This is a genomic window from Cupriavidus sp. 96C5-1, assembly GCF_057798855.1.
This window is the reverse complement of the sequence record NZ_JBYOJU010000011.1, coordinates 170,702-186,206: the sequence shown is the minus strand read 5'-3', so window position 1 is coordinate 186,206 and position 15,505 is coordinate 170,702. Positions and strand designations below refer to the sequence as shown.

Genomic DNA, 15,505 nt, shown 5'->3' with positions numbered 1-15,505 from the left:
CCATGACCGAATCCGTCATCCCCATCTTCGACCTGCGCGACCATCGCTACCGCTCGATGACGCCCAGCATCCCGGACGTGCTCGCCGCACCGTCCGGCCTGGTTGCCGACACGCGCGGCAGGCCGCTGCATGATCTGCGCATTTCGGTCACGGACCGCTGCAACTTCCGTTGCGTCTATTGCATGCCGAAGGAAGTATTCGGCAAGGACTACACCTTCCTGCCCCATTCCGAGTTGCTGAGCTTCGAGGAAATCGAACGCGTCGCCCGCCTCTTCGTCGCCCACGGGGTCGAGAAGATCCGCCTGACCGGCGGCGAGCCGCTGCTGCGCAAGAACATCGAGAAGCTGGTGGAGATGCTGGCGCGCATCGAAACGGTGTCGGGCAAGCCGCTCGACCTCACCCTCACCACCAACGCCTCGCTGCTGGCTCGCAAGGCGCGCGCGCTGCGCGATGCGGGCCTGTCGCGCGTGAGCGTGAGCCTGGACGCCATCGACGACGCCACCTTCCGCCGCATGAACGATGTCGACTTCGCGGTGCGCGATGTGCTGGACGGCATCGAGGCTGCCCAGGCCGCCGGCCTGGCGCCGATCAAGGTCAATATGGTGGTCAAGCGCGGCACCAACGATGCCGAGATCGTGCCGATGGCCGCCCATTTCCGCGGCAGCGGCATCATCCTGCGCTTTATCGAGTTCATGGACGTCGGCGCCAGCAACCACTGGCAGATGGATGAGGTGCTCCCCTCGGCCGAGGTGGTCCGCCGCATCCACGAAGCCTTCCCGCTCGAAGCCATCCCCGCCAACCATAGCGGCGAGACCGCCGAGCGCTGGCGCTACCGCGACGGCGCCGGCGAGATCGGCGTGATCTCCAGCGTCACCCACGCCTTCTGCGGCGATTGCAGCCGTATCCGGCTGTCCACCGAAGGCCGGCTCTACCTCTGCCTGTTCGCCACCGAAGGCTACGACCTGCGCGCGCTGCTGCGCGGCGAACACAGCGACCTGGCAATCTCCAACGCGATTGCCGGGGTCTGGCAAGGACGCACCGACAACTACTCCGAACAGCGCAGCAACCCGGCGGTGCGCCAGGCCCGCGCCGAACGCAAGATCGAAATGTCCTATATCGGTGGCTGACGGCACTTAAGCGCTGCTTGCAAGCGCTGCATGCGGCGCATGCGATCCTCGGCATATCCATCTCCGGACCTGAAAATAAGGGTCCGGACACTGCGACCGGCGTTACAAAGACCGCCGGGACTATCGGCCAGCTCGGGACTATCCTTTTTTCATCCCCTATGGTTGAAATGATAGGAGTTCGCGATGACGAAAATCTGGACACTGACGGCAGATGGCAGCCGCGCCCGCATCTTTCTGACGCACGGGATGGAGCAGGATCTCGAGGAAGTCAAGAGCTTCGTCAATCCGCTGGGACGTGCCAAGGACGGCGAGCTGCGGGAGGATGCGCAGGGACGCTTTGCCGGCAAGGGCGAACCGATGCATTCGATGGCGCCGCGGGTCGATCAGCCCGAAAAGGAACGTGACGAGTTCGCCCGCATGCTGGGCCAGTATCTCGGGCAGGCGCGCATGGAGCAGCGCTATGACAAGCTTCGTCTCGCCGCGGCGCCGAGATTCCTGGGAATGCTGCGCGAGCACCTCGACAAGGAAGTGCAGAAGCTGGTGTTCGAGGAACTCAACGAGGATATTTCCAAACTGGACGCGCGCCAGGTGCAGAGCCGTCTCGCCGCCCACTGACCCCGGCCGGCTTCGCCCCGGAGCCCCGCCCTCGGTCAGCCCCGAGGCCGCCTTGGGTGGAGCACAAGCCACCTGCAAGCGGTGCATGCACCCTGCCCTCGCTGGCCTGTTGCATTGCCGGGCGCTCAGGTTGCACAAGGGGCTTGCAACCCCGCCGCAAAGAGAGTAGGGTTAACCCTGTCTCCTCCACCACCTCGGTGGATTCCCAACCGCGCTCAAGATGGCGCGGTTTTTTTTGTGCGTCGGTGGGCGCACCATCTGCCACGGCCTGGCATCCGCTGATCGTGCTGCTGCTCTTTCTTGCCCGCGTCTTCGGCGACCTGGCCGACATAGGAAAGCCGCCAGGAATACGAGTCGCTCTCGAGGTGCAATGCTCCGCCCAACGTAACCCGGTCATTCTCTCGGTTTCAGCACGGTACTCGACTGACGACACCGCCACCGGAAATAGTGCACCACCGCTGAACCTCTTGTTGCGGTGCCGGATACGGCCGTCCAGTCCTCGGATCAATTGAATCGTACTCGTGGGAAACGTGTGCGGCTCTCCACGCATTGTTCTCAGCCATCTGTTTATCAATCGCAATACGTTGTTGAGCGAGATCCGCTTTCTGCGCCTCATCCACTTTCCTGGTCATGGTAACCAGCCGCGCATATTTAGGATCGCGAACATCCTGCAAGGGAGGGAGCGGCGGCGCAGATGGCATGATAACCAGAGTGCCGGTGTATTTCGGTATCGATAATTTAGATGGTTTCCTCCCATCCGCCGCCCCGTTTATATCCCACATTGCGGCGTTCATTTCGAGAGCATGTTCGTAATTTTGATTCACATCCGCCAGCGTGGGGGTTCCCGACGGTACAGGAAGTGGCTGCAGGGAGGGCGGGAGTGTTTGCCGCGCGGCAGGATATACGACGCGAACCCAGTTCACTGCGGCAACGGAGTATTGATATAGAAGCGCCTGATAAGCTTCCAGTATTTGGGTACGACTATAAGTGTTGGGATTTTCGGCAAGGGTCTTATATGAGATCAGCTTCTTTTCGTAGACTCCCCTGGCGTCCCTCTGCGAAATGACAAGCTGCTGCTGAGGATCAGGAGGAGGAGATATTGCAGCGCATCCCGAGAGTGCAACGACGACGAACATCAAGGCCCCCGTTGCTCGAAACATCATCTGAATTTGACGTGACATAGAAAAATCCACCTGAATCCTGGAAGTTTGGAATAGGGATCGGGACGTTGGGATTGATATTGATACCGATCCCGCACCGTCCACGACGGCCGCAACGAGGCACTTGCACGGCGCGGCCGCCCCGCCCTGGCACTGGCTGGGCGCAAGGTGGCCACCAACGTCCGCCAGGGCCCCGATGTGCTGGACGCATGCAAAGCGACCGGCGAAAGCTGGCGACCCGCCTACTAATGACATGTAGCTGTCCATGTCCCCAGATTTAAGGTAGTTCCACGATGCAAGTCCAAGCTCGCAAACCTGCCCTTAGGCCGACAACATATTCAATAGTCTTTGCTTGTACTCGGCAGAGTCATCCGCATGATGCCATATCCGCATCGGTGCGGTAAGATCGCCGGCATGTTCAGTGAATATCTCCGCCGCTGGGACTTGACTCCGGACGGCCACCCCATCCTGACCAATAGTAGCCGGCTGCTGCCTGTATGCCGCCGAGGCATGCCGGCAATGCTGAAAGTGGCTGTGTGCAGCGAGGAACGGCGCGGCAACGCTGTCATGACGTGGTGGGATGGCGTTGGCGCGGCACTGGTGCTGGAGCATGATGATGACGCCCTTCTCCTGGAGCGAGCGGACGAGACTCCATCGCTTGCTGGCCTCGCCGCCAACGCGAACGACGACGAGGCCATACGCGTTGCGTGCGAGGTGATCGCCGGATTGCACACGCCGCGCGCTGCGCCGCCGCCATCCGTAGTTCCATTGTCGCAATGGTTTGCGCCCTTGACGGCGGCGTCTCGGGTGCACGGTGGGATTCTGCCTTGTTCTGCCGTTGCGGCAACCGAACTTCTGTCCTCCGCACAGGATGACGTAGTCCTGCATGGCGACGTGCACCACGGCAACATCCTGCATTTTGGCAAGCGCGGCTGGCTTGCCATCGACCCCAAGGGACTGTCTGGCGAGCGCGGTTTCGACTATGCCAATCTCTTCTGCAACCCCAGTCATGCCATTGCGGCGAACCCGGACAGGTTTGCCCGACGCATTGCGATCGTGACAGACGCCGCGGCACTGGATCGCAAGAGGCTGTTGCAATGGATACTGGCTTGGGGAGGACTCTCCGCAGCCTGGATGCTGGAGGATGGTCTTCCGCCGTCGACCGCCCTGGAAGTTGCGAGGATGGCGGCGGCAGAACTGGATCGCATGGGGGATTGCGCCGCCAGTTGAGGAGGCATCGCCAAGCCTCTGCCCGGCGCCACCGCCTGCCCCGCATTGCCCGCCCGCGGCGGGCAGCAGGAACCCCGACCGCATTCAACTTCAGTCGCAGATGATGGCCGTCACGAATGGCGCCGCATGCTGGGCCCGCGCCTTGCTGCCCGACGCAGCCAGGGTCTTGGCGATGGCCTCGGTACCGCCCACGACGGCCACGCCGTACAGAGGCTTGTCCAGGGGTGCGCCTTTGCCGGCCTTGAACAGCGCATCGTGCGGCTGGAAGCCGAACACCGCGAACACGCTGCGGCCGAGCACCGTCATGCCGGAGTCGGGCGTGGGCCAGAAGGCGTTGACCGAATTGTCCTCCACCCGCATGGGGCTGGTCTCGATCAGGTGCTCCTGCTGCAGCGCTGCGATGAACCGGTGGGCGGACTCGCCGCACGCCAGGACGGTATTGAGCGGGGCGGCAATGCCGAGCGCCGGCACGGCTGCCAGCAGCGCCGCAAGTAGCGGATATTTCATGATGGACGCTACTTTCCTTACCTTGCTGCACGCGAGGCGGCTTGACTTCCGGGTTGCTCCCAGGAACACCAGGCGCATCCTGTTTCCGAAATCGGCGGTTTCGCAGGGCCGCATCAAGGCATGAATGTGCCTTGGCCTGCGGGTACCGTGCGCGAGCGAAGTGTTGCATCCCGGCATTCTTTATATCTTCATGAACTCTGTCCGAAACGCATCCATGCGCTGACGCACCCGCATAGGATCCATTCCGTCGTCTCGAGCGCGCAGCGCATCGCCAAAACTCATATGGTCTATGAGTACCTGGTATCTCGCCTCGTCATCGAATATCTCTATAAGCTGCGCGCGAGCCTCAGTTGACGCTATCGGGCGAGCATCCTTTGCCAGCAACGCCGCCGCCGCGATGTCCGTATCATAGCCATGCTGTTCCAGGAGCGCGCTCTCCTGATCATAGAGACGGTCCTGGTTGCCTGCTCTGTCGTAGGTGCTCAGCAGGATAAGCAGGTCGGTCGCATCGTGCCTGCTTTCGTGATTGCGATCTCGCCAAGCCAGTAGCTTGAGAATTGCCATCGAAGGAAGCGAAGCAAAAGGAATGAGAAGATCATCCTCGATCCGGATGGACACTGCGGCCAGCGATGCTTCGCGAAAGCCGGCGACGTTCATCAATGTATCCATATCCGGCGGCCAAGCTATGCTTGCAGCGGGTTTCTCGATTTCACCAAAAGGGATAATGTCCAATTGCAATACAACGCCGGGAGCGGGACGATAGAGCAGCTTGTGGGGGTTCCTGGGAGTCGCCTCAAAGAAACCTGTTGACGTCAGGGTGCCCTTGAACGCTGCATGACGCGCCCAATCTTCCACGCATATACCGATATCGACATCGCGAGTCGCGCGTCCAGGCGCTGTGCCGAAAACGTGCTCAAGGATGACAATCCTTGCAGTAGCGCCGCCCACGAAGTACTCGATTCCGAGATCCTTCGCAGTCCGATCAAGTGCACGCAGCAAGGATGCCGTGGCCGCATCCAAGGGCCGCTCAGGCAAAAGGTTGTGGGCGATGGGCAAGATACTTCTCCCTGATCAATCTCGCGACGTCCAGGCTGCGGGCCTCGCCAGATTCGAGTAAATCTGCGTAGACGAGAACAGGATGGGCGACCCCGGCCGGGGTGCCGGCCGGTTTGGGAGACGATCCAGACCAGAATGCCTGAAAGATCTCCACCTCGCCCTTGGCGTCAGCGCGCAGGCGGCCTTCCATGATCAGCTCCTTAGGGGATGTCGTGTGGGCATACAACACCACGCGCTCAGGACGAAGGTGCTGTGTCAATTTATCGGCGGCGACCTCGGCGCTGAACACCGCCCCATGTCTGGCAAGGTCAATCGACTTCCACCAGTCCGGGTTGCTGGCCGAAAAGCGACGCGACTGAAGCTTGGGCTTCAGCTTGATGGGATAGAGGGTTGCCCACTCATCCACAACACGCTCCCAATCTCCGAATTGACGCTTGCCGTCAGCACCTGCCACGAGGAGCCGGCGGTTGACGAAATCGTCGATCGCGACGTTGACTGTACTCAAGGCAACTTGCGCAACCGCTGCAATTGCTCGATACGAAGCGCTTACGAGCCTTGGCTCCGCAATCAAGGCGTAGAGCACCTCAAGCTGCTTCGGGCCCGCGGTTCGGCCGCGCGGAGAAGATGTAGCGCGCTCGGAACGCCGACGGCCAACGACGTAAACCAGCGCTTCCGGATGATTCAGCGACACGTTGCCGGCGGTGTCCAGGAACGAGATCTGGTTCTCTCGTAGCCGTTCCGCCATCACTTGGGAAAGCGAGTTGGTCACGAGGAGAAGCGGTTCGCCAAGTTTTTCTTGTGCTTCCTTGAGTTTGGCGACGGTGGCAAACCTGTCCATATGGACCTTCACTTCCACTGGCATCGTGAATTTGCGCCCATGGCCCAGATCAAAATGCATCAGACCATCCAGCAGCGACCTCGGGCCGGCGCTCGCAGGCGGCGCCGAGCAAGCGTGCAAGCCAGTAGCTTCACCAAAAGCAAGGGCAGCCTCTTCCAGAAGAAGCCCCTCTTTCTCCTGCTCATAGGAACGTGGCATAGCGCTTATGTACGATTTCTGTTAAGTGTACGCGTTCCGCGTACATAATGCAAAATCATACAACAAGCTTCTCCTGAGGCCAGGCGTACGGCTTCTGCGCCATGTACGCGTAGCGCGAACGGCCCTAAAGACCGAACGACCAGAGAGGCATCTATAAGTAACAAATATCTTCTGGCAATCAAGTCTTTGCACCGTTGGCAACACGCCGCAGCGCTCGGCATTCATGCTCTTTCCAAGCCAACGGCAACCTGAAACGCCGCGATCAAACCGCTGTATTCACAGCGTTGTAATCACACCGTCATTTGCATTGTGAACAATACATTCTGTTACAAAACGTTCACAACGCTCATGACACTCCCTACGACACGTCGTGCAGGTGCTTCCGCGCTTGCCCTGCTCGCCTCTGTTTTCGCCCTTGCCGCCTGCGGGGGTGACGAGCAGGCATCCCAGGCTCAGCCGCAGAACCCGCAGCCGACGGCCGAGGGCAAGCCGCTGTCCCTGACGATCCTGCACGTCAACGACCACCATTCCCACCTCGACGCGGAATCGGTCAAGCTCAACCTGATGACCGCCGCCGGCAAGCGCGAAGCGATCGACGTGGAATATGGTGGCTTCGCCCGCGTGACCTCGGCCATCAAATCCCTGGCTGCGGCGACGCCCAACGTCCTGAAGATGCATGCGGGCGATGCCGTGACCGGCGACCTGTATTTCAACTTGAACGACGGCAAGGCAGACGCAGACATGATGAACACCGTCTGCTTCGACTCGTTCACGCTTGGCAACCACGAGTTCGACAATACCGATGCCGGCCTCAAGAAATTCATCGACTTCCTCCATGCCGGCAACTGCAAGACGCCGGTGCTGAGCGCCAATGTCAAGTTCGCGACCAACTCGGCACTGGCCGGCGGCCCGGTGAAAGCCTCCACGGTGGTGGAGCGCGACGGGCAGAAGATCGGCATTATCGGCCTGACCATTGCCGACAAGACCAAGAATTCCTCCCGTCCGGATGCAGGCACGACGTTCCAGAACGAGGCCACCGCCGCCCAGGCCGAAATCACCCGGTTACGCAGCCAAGGCATCAACAAGATCATTGTTGCGTCGCATGTGGGCTACACGGGCGAGCTGGCGCTGGCCAGGCAGCTCAGCGGCGTAGACGTCATCGTCGGCGCCGACTCGCACACGCTGCTCGGCCCGGCAGACCGCATGTCGGCACTTGGCCTGACCCCCGAGGGCGAGTATCCGACCCGTGTCGCCGACAAGGATGGCAAGCTCGTCTGCGTCGTGCAGGCGTGGCAATACAGCTACGTGGTAGGCGAACTGAAGGTCGATTTCGACAAGAATGGCGACGTCACCGGCTGCCAGGGCAAGCCGCATGTGCTGATTGGCGACACGTTCAAGCGCGGCACCGCCGCCGTATCGGACGCCGACCTCGCCGCCATCAAGCAGGACATCGCCGCCAGCGGCGTGCTGCGACAGACAGCGCCGGATGCCGCAGCGGCCGCCACGCTCGCCGGCTACAAGTCCGCCAAGGATGCACTAGGCAAGAAGGTCGTCGCCACGGCACCGGCCAACCTTTGCCTGCGCCGCGTGCCGGGCACCAAGCGCGATGCCACCCGTTCCGTGCTGGGCGATGTGTGCAACAAGGACGCCAATGTCATTGCCCACGGCGGCGACGTGCAGCAGTTGGTGGCACAGGCGTTCCTGGAGCGCGGGAAGGCCTTCTTCAATGCCGACATCTCGATCCAGAACGGCGGCGGCGTCCGCGTTGACCTGCCGGCCGGCGACGTAACGGTCGGCGGCATCTACAGTGTGTTGCCATTCAAGAACACGCTGGTGCAGCTCAAGATGACGGGCGCCGAAGTCAAGGCCTCCCTGGAGGACGCCGTTTCCGCCGTGGTAGCCAACAACACGGGCTCCTATCCCTATACTGGCGGGCTGCGCTGGGCCATCGACCTGAACCAGCCGGCCGGGTCGCGCCTCAGCCAGCTGGAAGTGAAGTCCGCATCGGGTTATGTGCCGCTGGACCCGGCCAAGACCTATGCCGTCATCACCAACAATTTCCTCGCCGATGGCCAGGATGGCTACACGACGATGAAGAGCGTCGTCGGGGCACGCCGAAGCGACGTCGGGCTGGACTACGCCGAGGCCTTCCTGACTTATGTCGAGGGACTGCCAGGCGCATCCAAGGAACTGAAGAAGCTGCCGGTGGCGGACTACAGCACGCAACTGTTTACCGATACGCCCTGAGTCAGCCGCTGCGCGCGCACGCCGGACACCGGGCGGGGTCCGGCGTGCGCGCCGCGTGGGAGCACCGGCAGCGCGCGGGACAGCGCTCAGGCAGACTTTTGAACATGCCCCTCAAGCGGCGCACGCGATTTGGTGAGCCGATAGCCGATGCCGAGCAGCGCGAACCACACGGGTGCCACGTAGAGCGCCACCCGGGTACCCGGATCGAGCGACAGCAGCACCGCAACCGCGATCATGAAGGCGACCACCAGCCAGTTGGCATAAGGCGCGCCAGGCATGCGAAAGTCCACCGCCTTGACCCGGCCGGCGGCGATTGCCTTGCGATAGCCGAGGTGGGCAATCATGATGATCGACCAGGTCCACAGCGAACCGACCAGCGAAATGCTGGTGACCCAGACGAAGACCTGCTCCGGCACGATGTAGTTGAGCAGCACGCCGATGCCCATCAACGCGGCCGAGAACGTGATGGCGGTGGACGGCACATGCTTGCTGCTGACCCTGCCGAAGGCGCGCGGCGCCTGACCGAACTGCGCCAGCGTGTACAGCATGCGCCCGGTGCTGAAGATGCCGCTGTTGCAAGATGAGGCTGCCGCCGTGATGACGACCAGATTGACGATCGCGGCCGCCCCCGGAATGCCGACCCTCTCGAACACGTAGACGAAGGGGCTGACGCCGGGCTTCAGTTCATTCCAGGGCACCAGCGCCATCATGACGATCAGCGCGCCAACGTAGAAGATCAGGATACGCCAGACAACGCCGTTGGTCGCATGCGGCAACACCTTCTCGGGATTCTGCGCCTCCCCCGCGGTGACACCGATCAGTTCCACGCCCTGGTAGGCGAACATGACGATCTGCAAGGTCAGCACCACGCCGAGCGTCCCGAACGGCATGAAGCCGCCATGCGTCCACAGGTTCGAGAAGCTGGCCGTCGGGCCGAGCGGTGTCACACCGAAGAAGATGATCGCCAGCCCGATCACGATCATGGCGACGATGGTCACCACCTTGATCAGCGCGAACCAGAATTCCAGCTCGCCGAATACCGCGACCGCGATGCAGTTCACCAGGTACAGCACCGCCAGGGTGACCAGCGCCGGTATCCACTGCGGCACGTCCGGGAACCAGTAGTGCACGTAGACGGCGACCGCGGTGATCTCGGCCATCCCGGTGACCACCCACATGAACCAGTACGACCAGCCGGTGGCGAAGCCGGCAAAGGGACCGACAAACTCCTCGGCGTAGGTTGCAAAGGACCCGGCCACCGGGCGGTACAGCAGCAGCTCGCCCAGCGCGCGCATGATGAAGAAGATCGCCACGCCGCCGATGGCATAACTCAGCATCAGTCCCGGGCCGGCGATGGCGATCGCGCGCCCCGCTCCCAGGAACAGTCCGACACCGATGGCGCCGCCGATGGCGATCATCTGGATGTGCCGGTCCTTGAGTCCGCGATGGAGATCCTTCTCCTCGTGGGCCCGCTCTTCGTCGAGCAGTTTCCTTACGTCAGTCATATTGATCTCCTCTCAGACCCGCGAACGCTCGTCAGCGCCCGCACGGCTCTCACCCGTGAATTGGTTCCGGTCCGCCATGACTGTCCGGATATGGGTTGCCCGGCTTCGCGCCGGTAGTGCGCCAGCATGAACGCCCCGATGTCGAAGCCGGCCCTGGCGGCCGGAAAGGCGGATTGCTGGATTTGCAGCCGTGGTCATGAGTTGTCTCCTCTGGTAATCGTTTACTCGGATCGATGCGGCCGGCGCTTCGCGCCTTGTCTATCGCTCGCGCGGCATCGCGCATCGTCCTGATCGCCTTCATTCCCCGACAACGCATCCCAGCGTCCGAAATCGAGGCGATCTTCTATCACAGGGTCTAAACCCTGTCAATGTGTTTCCTGCACTACCGTGCAACGATCTTCGCGCAGCCTGCTGTCATGCCGCGAGGCTGGCCGGCGGCCAGGTTCCTCGCTTTGCCTGCTGCGCCAACCCGGTCTCAGCTCACGCATTCCAAGGCGCTACCCTGGTTCAGCGTTGCCAGGTTGTTCAGCATGTCGGCCACCATCTCCTTGAGGCCGAATTCAGGTCTCCAGTTCCAATCCCGCCTGGCTACCGAGTCGTCGATGGAGTCAGGCCATCCACTGGCAATTTCCTGACGGAAATCAGGCTCGTACCTGACATCGAACCCCGGGCAATGCCGCCGGATCTCGTTCGCGATCTCGCCAGGCGTAAAGCTCAAGCCCGCAAGGTTGTAGCTTCCCCGCTCGGAGAGGCTGGCGGCAGGCGCCTCCATCAGCTCGAGCGTCGCGCGAACGGCGTCCGGCATGTACATCATTGGCAGGGCTTCATCTTTCTCCAGGAAGCAGGTATAGGGTTGCCCCTTGAGCGCCGAATGGAAGATATCGATTGCGTAGTCCGTGGTTCCGCCGCCTGGAGGCGCCTTGTAGGAAATCAATCCTGGATACCGCACGCTCCGGACATCCACGCCATGGTTCTCAAAGTACCAACGGCACCATCCTTCTCCTGCCAGCTTGGAGATGCCGTAGACGGTCTTGGGCTCCATGATGGTGCTTTGGGGCGTGGCGTCCGGCGGCGTTGTCGGGCCGAATGCCGCAATCGAACTGGGCCAGAAGACCTTGTCGAGCTTCTGGTGACGCGCAGCCTCCAGCACGTTCAGCAGGCCGTTCATGTTGAGTTGCCACGCCCATGTGGGCGACTTCTCTCCGGTCGCCGACAATGCGGCTGCCAAGTGATAGATCTGGGTGATCCCATGCCGCTCGATGACGTCGCGCAGTTGCGCGCGATCGGTTACGTCGAGCATTTCATGCGTGAGGTGCAGGTGGCGGCCGTGCGGCACCATGTCGCTCGTGACGACATTCTGCTTGCCATAGCGATCGGCCAGCGCCGACGTCAATTCCGTTCCCAATTGGCCGTTGGCGCCAATGATCAGGATCCTGGCTGGCTTTGTCATTGAATGATCCCCAGTTCCTTGCCTGCGATCTCGAACGCCTCCAACGCCTGGTCCAACTCGGCTCTGTCGTGCAAGGCGCTGATCTGTACGCGGATGCGCGCTTGCCCCTTGGGGACCACGGGATAGAAGAAACCGATGACATAGACGCCCAGTTCCAGCAGACGCCGGGACAGTCGCTGCGCCTTTTCCGCGTCGTACACCATGACGGGAACGATGGGGTGGTCGCCGGGCTTCACGTCGAAGCCCAGTGTGCCGAGCTTGCCGCGGAAGTACTGCGCATTGCGCTCGAGCTTGTCCCGCAACGTGGTATCGGCTTCGAGCAGGTCGAGCACCTTGAGTGTCGCGCCCACGATGCACGGCGCCACCGTGTTCGAGAAAAGATAAGGCCGGGAGCGCTGGCGCAGCAATGCCACGACTTCCTTTCGCCCACTCGTAAAGCCACCCGAGGCGCCGCCGAGCGCCTTGCCGAGCGTTCCGGTGATGATGTCGACCTTTCCGAAGATCCCACGGTGTTCGTGAGAGCCGCGGCCGCGCTGCCCAAGGAAGCCGGTGGCATGGCACTCGTCAATCCCGAGGAGCGCCCCGAACTCGTCGCAGATCTCGCGGATCTCGTCGAGCCGGGCAATCGTGCCATCCATCGAGAACACGCCATCGGTAAAGACGAGCTTGAAACGTGCGCCTGCGGCATCGGCCGCCTTCAACTGCTCGCGAAGGTCCTCAAGATCATTGTTCTTGTAGCGGAAACGCCTGGCTTTGCAGAGCCGGATGCCATCGATGATGGACGCGTGGTTCAGCTCGTCGCTGATGACAGCGTCGTCCGGGCCAAGGAGCGTCTCGAACAGGCCCCCGTTCGCATCGAAGGCCGAACCGTAAAGGATCGTGTCCTCGGTGCCGAGAAAGCGCGCGAGACGCGCCTCGAGCGACTTGTGCAGGTCTTGCGTACCACAAATGAACCGGACGGAGCTCAAGCCAAAACCACGCTCGCGGAGCGCGCGATGCGCAGCCTCCACGACCTCCGGATGGGACGACAGGCCCAGGTAGTTGTTGGCGCACAGGTTGATGACTTCCTTCCCATCGGTAGTCCTGATGAGGCTGCCCTGGGGAGAGGCGATGACACGCTCGGTCTTGAACAGACCGGCTTGCTCAATGGACTCGAGCTCTTGGCGAATGGCTGCGTAGAATGCGTCTGTTGTCGGCACAGCGGTGCTCCTGTAAACTGAGGATGATCGATAAACCGAACGTGTTCTGTATATCGAACGTTTTGTTCACTTTACAGGATGTCATTTCATGACACAAGTCCCCCCGGTGGAGGCGTTCGCAGAAGGCCCCCCTGTCATTGGAGCAAGGCTGCAATTGCTTCGCCAGGCACGCAAGCTCTCTCTCGACGAGCTTTCCCGGCGTGCTGGCGTATCCAAATCGATGCTTTCGCAGGTTGAACGGAATCTTGCCAATCCCACGGTAGCGGTCTTGTGGCGATTGGCGAACGCCTTGGGGATTGGCCTGGCCGAGTTCCTTTCCGGCGGGCAGGCCGACAAGCCAGCGCCGACCGTGACGGTCATTCCTGCTCACTCGATCCCGGTGATCAGAAGCCCGGATGGCAAATGCGAGTTGAAGATTCTGGGCCCGGTGGACCTTGCAAGCCGGGTGGAATGGTATGAGCTGTCGATCCATCCCGGCGGCGTACTCGCATCCGAGCCGCATGAGAGTGGTTCGAAAGAACATCTGTCAATACTGAGCGGCTGCGTCACCGTCCAATCCGGCCCCAGTGAGAAGAAAGTCCGGCACGGCGAGTCCGCGCGCTATCCGGCGGATGTTCAGCATGCCATTTCAAATCCTGGAAAAACCATAGCCACGGCATTGCTGGTCGTCGAGTACGCCCAATGACAGCCGTTCATCGGAAGCCCGCAGGATCACGCTAGCGCTGCAACACGAGCGCGGAGATCCGCATCTTCTGCGTCATGCCCCCGCGCGCGAAAGCGCCGATACCCTCGTAGGAACTTGCAACGGATGCCGATGCGCACGGCGGTCCGTACGCCGGCGCTCGACTGCGCACCGCCGCCAAAGACGCCCGACGCACCGGAATCCGGCCCCTCTGCCACGCGTAACCCGGCAACAGCAGCATATTGGACAGGATCGTGTCGCCCGGCAGCCGCCGCGCCAGCGCGGCAACGCCGATGAACCCGGCACGTGCCCCCAGCGCTTCGGTCAGGCCATCGGGCGGCAAGCAGCACCGGCAGTACCGCATCGGGCGCGATTCGCAGGCCAGGGCATCATGGTGCCATAGCGTCATTGGCATCCCCGCCTGGCCCGGCGCAGCCGATCTCGAATATAGGGGCAATAGCAATATCGTTGCCTTTCTCGTTGCCTTATTGAAGGCAAACGCTCCCCCCTCACGGACCCGGTAGATTCCTGCGCGAGCCGGCCAGCTCCGCCATTTTCCATTTGCGTCGCCATTACCGCATACGACGGTCGTCCCGAGCGGGACGATTCAGGCGGAACGGTAAAGTGGAACGCGGGCGCGCCAGTGCCGGCGGGCACAATGCGGCGGGCGCCAATAATCCGTCGAGCGTGCCGCATTCAGAAACGGATTGGCACAACCGCACGACCGTCAGGCCAGGCGTTCCGCCTTGTGCCATCTCGATATCCCGGTACCGGCCCGCGCAAGCAGGCAGTAGGCAATCCAGCGCGCCAGCGAGGCGCATTCAACCTCGGTAATGAACATGACGCACCCGCGCGATAATAGCCGTCGGCTGGGAAATATGATTATTTTTTGCAATTTTTTATGCTTGTAGGATTAATCCATACGCTCGTAGGACAAATCAATTCCCCTGTAGGACCGGTCTCATTCATTTAGATTCGGACACCTCCGATAATGATCACTCTCATCGAGAGAGCAGTTTTTTTCACACAACCGGAGAGTAAACCATGTCCACCAACATCAAGAAGATGCTCGTTATCGCCGCCACCACCCTCGTGGCCGGCTCCGCAATGGCCGCTGAAGGCACCATTAGTTTCACCGGCTCCATCACGGCTGCCTCGTGCAACATCGAAGGCGGCAGCGGTACCAATGTGACCGGCGACAAGGGCAACCAGATCATCGACGTCAAGCTCGGCAAGGTCGCCATCGATTCGCTGAGCGGCAGCGCCGGCGGCAGCATCGCGGGCGGTACCGCGGTCAACCTGAACCTCAACTGCGGCGCCAGCGCCACCGACCTGAAGACCGTCAGCCTGCGTTTCGACCCCGTCGCCGGCTCGGGTGTGGACGCCTTCGATAACCATCTGCTGAAGACCATCGGCGATGCCACGGGCGTCGGTATCGGCGTCTACAACGGCGATGGCAAGCTGCTCAACCTCAGCGGTAACGAAATGATCACGGGCAACCTGATCAAGGGCGGCACCGTCGAAGCCCCGGTCTACACCGCCAACCTGGCGATGCGCGCGGCCTATGTGAAGAACGGCGACAAGGACATCAAGGCCGGTGAAGCCAACGGCACGCTGCCTTTTACGCTTAACTACGAGTAATCCCACGGCAACGCGGGGGGCCCCGGGCTCCCCGCCCTCGCCGCAACCAC

The 15,505-nt window shown here is 61.7% G+C and carries 14 protein-coding genes and 1 pseudogene; 7 read left to right on the top strand and 8 right to left on the bottom strand.

The features are described from left to right. Nucleotides 1-2 precede the first annotated feature (2 nt). Together moaA and AC3FOF_RS15250 are read left to right on the top strand one after the other, a co-directional pair. Entirely contained in the window at nucleotides 3-1,127 is a 1,125-nt protein-coding gene (gene moaA / locus AC3FOF_RS15255; RefSeq protein WP_488727067.1) for a GTP 3',8-cyclase MoaA, read from the top strand. A 183-nt stretch (nucleotides 1,128-1,310) separates the two neighbouring features. Then, nucleotides 1,311-1,742 (top strand): host attachment protein, encoded by a 432-nt coding sequence (locus tag AC3FOF_RS15250; RefSeq protein WP_488727066.1) that lies wholly within the window; start codon nucleotides 1,311-1,313, stop codon nucleotides 1,740-1,742. 407 nt (nucleotides 1,743-2,149) lie between these two features. Here AC3FOF_RS15250 and AC3FOF_RS15245 read toward each other — a convergent pair whose 3' ends face one another. Beyond that, entirely contained in the window at nucleotides 2,150-2,923 is a 774-nt protein-coding gene (locus AC3FOF_RS15245; protein ID WP_488727065.1) for a hypothetical protein, read from the bottom strand. A gap of 105 nt (nucleotides 2,924-3,028) precedes the next feature. Between AC3FOF_RS15245 and AC3FOF_RS15240 the strand changes: the two are divergent. Then, nucleotides 3,029-3,151: pseudogene (locus tag AC3FOF_RS15240) on the top strand (BrnA antitoxin family protein); the annotation flags it as partial. A 165-nt stretch (nucleotides 3,152-3,316) separates the two neighbouring features. After that, on the top strand, nucleotides 3,317-4,132 hold the full coding sequence (locus tag AC3FOF_RS15235) for an aminoglycoside phosphotransferase family protein (protein ID WP_488727064.1): 816 nt from the start codon (nucleotides 3,317-3,319) through the stop codon (nucleotides 4,130-4,132). A gap of 90 nt (nucleotides 4,133-4,222) precedes the next feature. On the opposite strand, the gene AC3FOF_RS15230 is transcribed toward AC3FOF_RS15235, so the two are convergent. The 3 genes from AC3FOF_RS15230 to AC3FOF_RS15220 form a co-directional block, all read right to left on the bottom strand. Beyond that, the gene (locus AC3FOF_RS15230) at nucleotides 4,223-4,639 is read right to left on the bottom strand and encodes a hypothetical protein (protein WP_488727063.1); all 417 of its coding nucleotides are present in this window, start codon (nucleotides 4,637-4,639) and stop codon (nucleotides 4,223-4,225) included. 180 nt (nucleotides 4,640-4,819) lie between these two features. Continuing rightward, nucleotides 4,820-5,695: a nucleotidyl transferase AbiEii/AbiGii toxin family protein gene (locus AC3FOF_RS15225; RefSeq protein WP_276268655.1), complete on the bottom strand. Its 876-nt coding sequence runs from the start codon at nucleotides 5,693-5,695 to the stop codon at nucleotides 4,820-4,822. After that, on the bottom strand, nucleotides 5,667-6,731 hold the full coding sequence (locus tag AC3FOF_RS15220; protein WP_276268654.1) for a type IV toxin-antitoxin system AbiEi family antitoxin: 1,065 nt from the start codon (nucleotides 6,729-6,731) through the stop codon (nucleotides 5,667-5,669). Before AC3FOF_RS15220 ends, AC3FOF_RS15225 begins: the two co-directional genes overlap by 29 nt. Before the next feature lie 348 nt (nucleotides 6,732-7,079). Here AC3FOF_RS15220 and AC3FOF_RS15215 point away from each other — a divergent pair, with 348 nt between their 5' ends. Further along, complete coding sequence (locus AC3FOF_RS15215) at nucleotides 7,080-8,978, top strand: bifunctional metallophosphatase/5'-nucleotidase (RefSeq protein WP_488727062.1); 1,899 nt, start codon at nucleotides 7,080-7,082, stop codon at nucleotides 8,976-8,978. A gap of 86 nt (nucleotides 8,979-9,064) precedes the next feature. Here AC3FOF_RS15215 and AC3FOF_RS15210 read toward each other — a convergent pair whose 3' ends face one another. The 3 genes from AC3FOF_RS15210 to kbl all read right to left on the bottom strand — a co-directional run bounded on the left by AC3FOF_RS15210 (nucleotide 9,065) and on the right by kbl (nucleotide 13,132). Beyond that, nucleotides 9,065-10,483 (bottom strand): amino acid permease, encoded by a 1,419-nt coding sequence (locus tag AC3FOF_RS15210; protein WP_017228992.1) that lies wholly within the window; start codon nucleotides 10,481-10,483, stop codon nucleotides 9,065-9,067. 475 nt (nucleotides 10,484-10,958) lie between these two features. Then, the gene (locus tag AC3FOF_RS15205) at nucleotides 10,959-11,933 is read right to left on the bottom strand and encodes an L-threonine 3-dehydrogenase (RefSeq protein WP_488727061.1); all 975 of its coding nucleotides are present in this window, start codon (nucleotides 11,931-11,933) and stop codon (nucleotides 10,959-10,961) included. Beyond that, the gene (gene kbl, locus AC3FOF_RS15200) at nucleotides 11,930-13,132 is read right to left on the bottom strand and encodes a glycine C-acetyltransferase (RefSeq protein WP_017228995.1); all 1,203 of its coding nucleotides are present in this window, start codon (nucleotides 13,130-13,132) and stop codon (nucleotides 11,930-11,932) included. The genes AC3FOF_RS15205 and kbl overlap by 4 nt, the downstream gene beginning before the upstream one ends. 88 nt (nucleotides 13,133-13,220) lie before the next feature. Here kbl and AC3FOF_RS15195 point away from each other — a divergent pair, with 88 nt between their 5' ends. Continuing rightward, on the top strand, nucleotides 13,221-13,817 hold the full coding sequence (locus AC3FOF_RS15195) for a helix-turn-helix domain-containing protein (protein WP_488727060.1): 597 nt from the start codon (nucleotides 13,221-13,223) through the stop codon (nucleotides 13,815-13,817). 31 nt (nucleotides 13,818-13,848) lie between these two features. Here the strand turns inward: AC3FOF_RS15195 and AC3FOF_RS15190 are convergent, their stop codons facing one another. Further along, the gene (locus AC3FOF_RS15190) at nucleotides 13,849-14,223 is read right to left on the bottom strand and encodes a hypothetical protein (protein ID WP_488727059.1); all 375 of its coding nucleotides are present in this window, start codon (nucleotides 14,221-14,223) and stop codon (nucleotides 13,849-13,851) included. Between the two features lie 635 nt (nucleotides 14,224-14,858). Between AC3FOF_RS15190 and AC3FOF_RS15185 the strand changes: the two genes are divergently transcribed. Further along, complete coding sequence (locus AC3FOF_RS15185) at nucleotides 14,859-15,455, top strand: fimbrial protein (protein ID WP_488727058.1); 597 nt, start codon at nucleotides 14,859-14,861, stop codon at nucleotides 15,453-15,455. Nucleotides 15,456-15,505 lie beyond the last annotated feature (50 nt).

Bases quoted from the DNA above. Each gene is read 5' to 3' on its own strand.
- AC3FOF_RS15235 (WP_488727064.1), top strand. From the start codon at position 3,317: ATGTTCAGTGAATATCTCCGCCGCTGGGACTTGACTCCGGACGGCCAC.
- AC3FOF_RS15195 (WP_488727060.1), top strand. From the start codon at position 13,221: ATGACACAAGTCCCCCCGGTGGAGGCGTTCGCAGAAGGCCCCCCTGTC.
- AC3FOF_RS15205 (WP_488727061.1), bottom strand. From the start codon at position 11,933: ATGACAAAGCCAGCCAGGATCCTGATCATTGGCGCCAACGGCCAATTG.
- AC3FOF_RS15215 (WP_488727062.1), top strand. From the start codon at position 7,080: ATGACACTCCCTACGACACGTCGTGCAGGTGCTTCCGCGCTTGCCCTG.
- moaA (WP_488727067.1), top strand. From the start codon at position 3: ATGACCGAATCCGTCATCCCCATCTTCGACCTGCGCGACCATCGCTAC.
- AC3FOF_RS15190 (WP_488727059.1), bottom strand. From the start codon at position 14,223: ATGACGCTATGGCACCATGATGCCCTGGCCTGCGAATCGCGCCCGATG.
- AC3FOF_RS15245 (WP_488727065.1), bottom strand. From the start codon at position 2,923: ATGTCACGTCAAATTCAGATGATGTTTCGAGCAACGGGGGCCTTGATG.
- AC3FOF_RS15250 (WP_488727066.1), top strand. From the start codon at position 1,311: ATGACGAAAATCTGGACACTGACGGCAGATGGCAGCCGCGCCCGCATC.
- AC3FOF_RS15220 (WP_276268654.1), bottom strand. From the start codon at position 6,731: ATGCCACGTTCCTATGAGCAGGAGAAAGAGGGGCTTCTTCTGGAAGAG.
- AC3FOF_RS15185 (WP_488727058.1), top strand. From the start codon at position 14,859: ATGTCCACCAACATCAAGAAGATGCTCGTTATCGCCGCCACCACCCTC.
- AC3FOF_RS15210 (WP_017228992.1), bottom strand. From the start codon at position 10,483: ATGACTGACGTAAGGAAACTGCTCGACGAAGAGCGGGCCCACGAGGAG.
- AC3FOF_RS15230 (WP_488727063.1), bottom strand. From the start codon at position 4,639: ATGAAATATCCGCTACTTGCGGCGCTGCTGGCAGCCGTGCCGGCGCTC.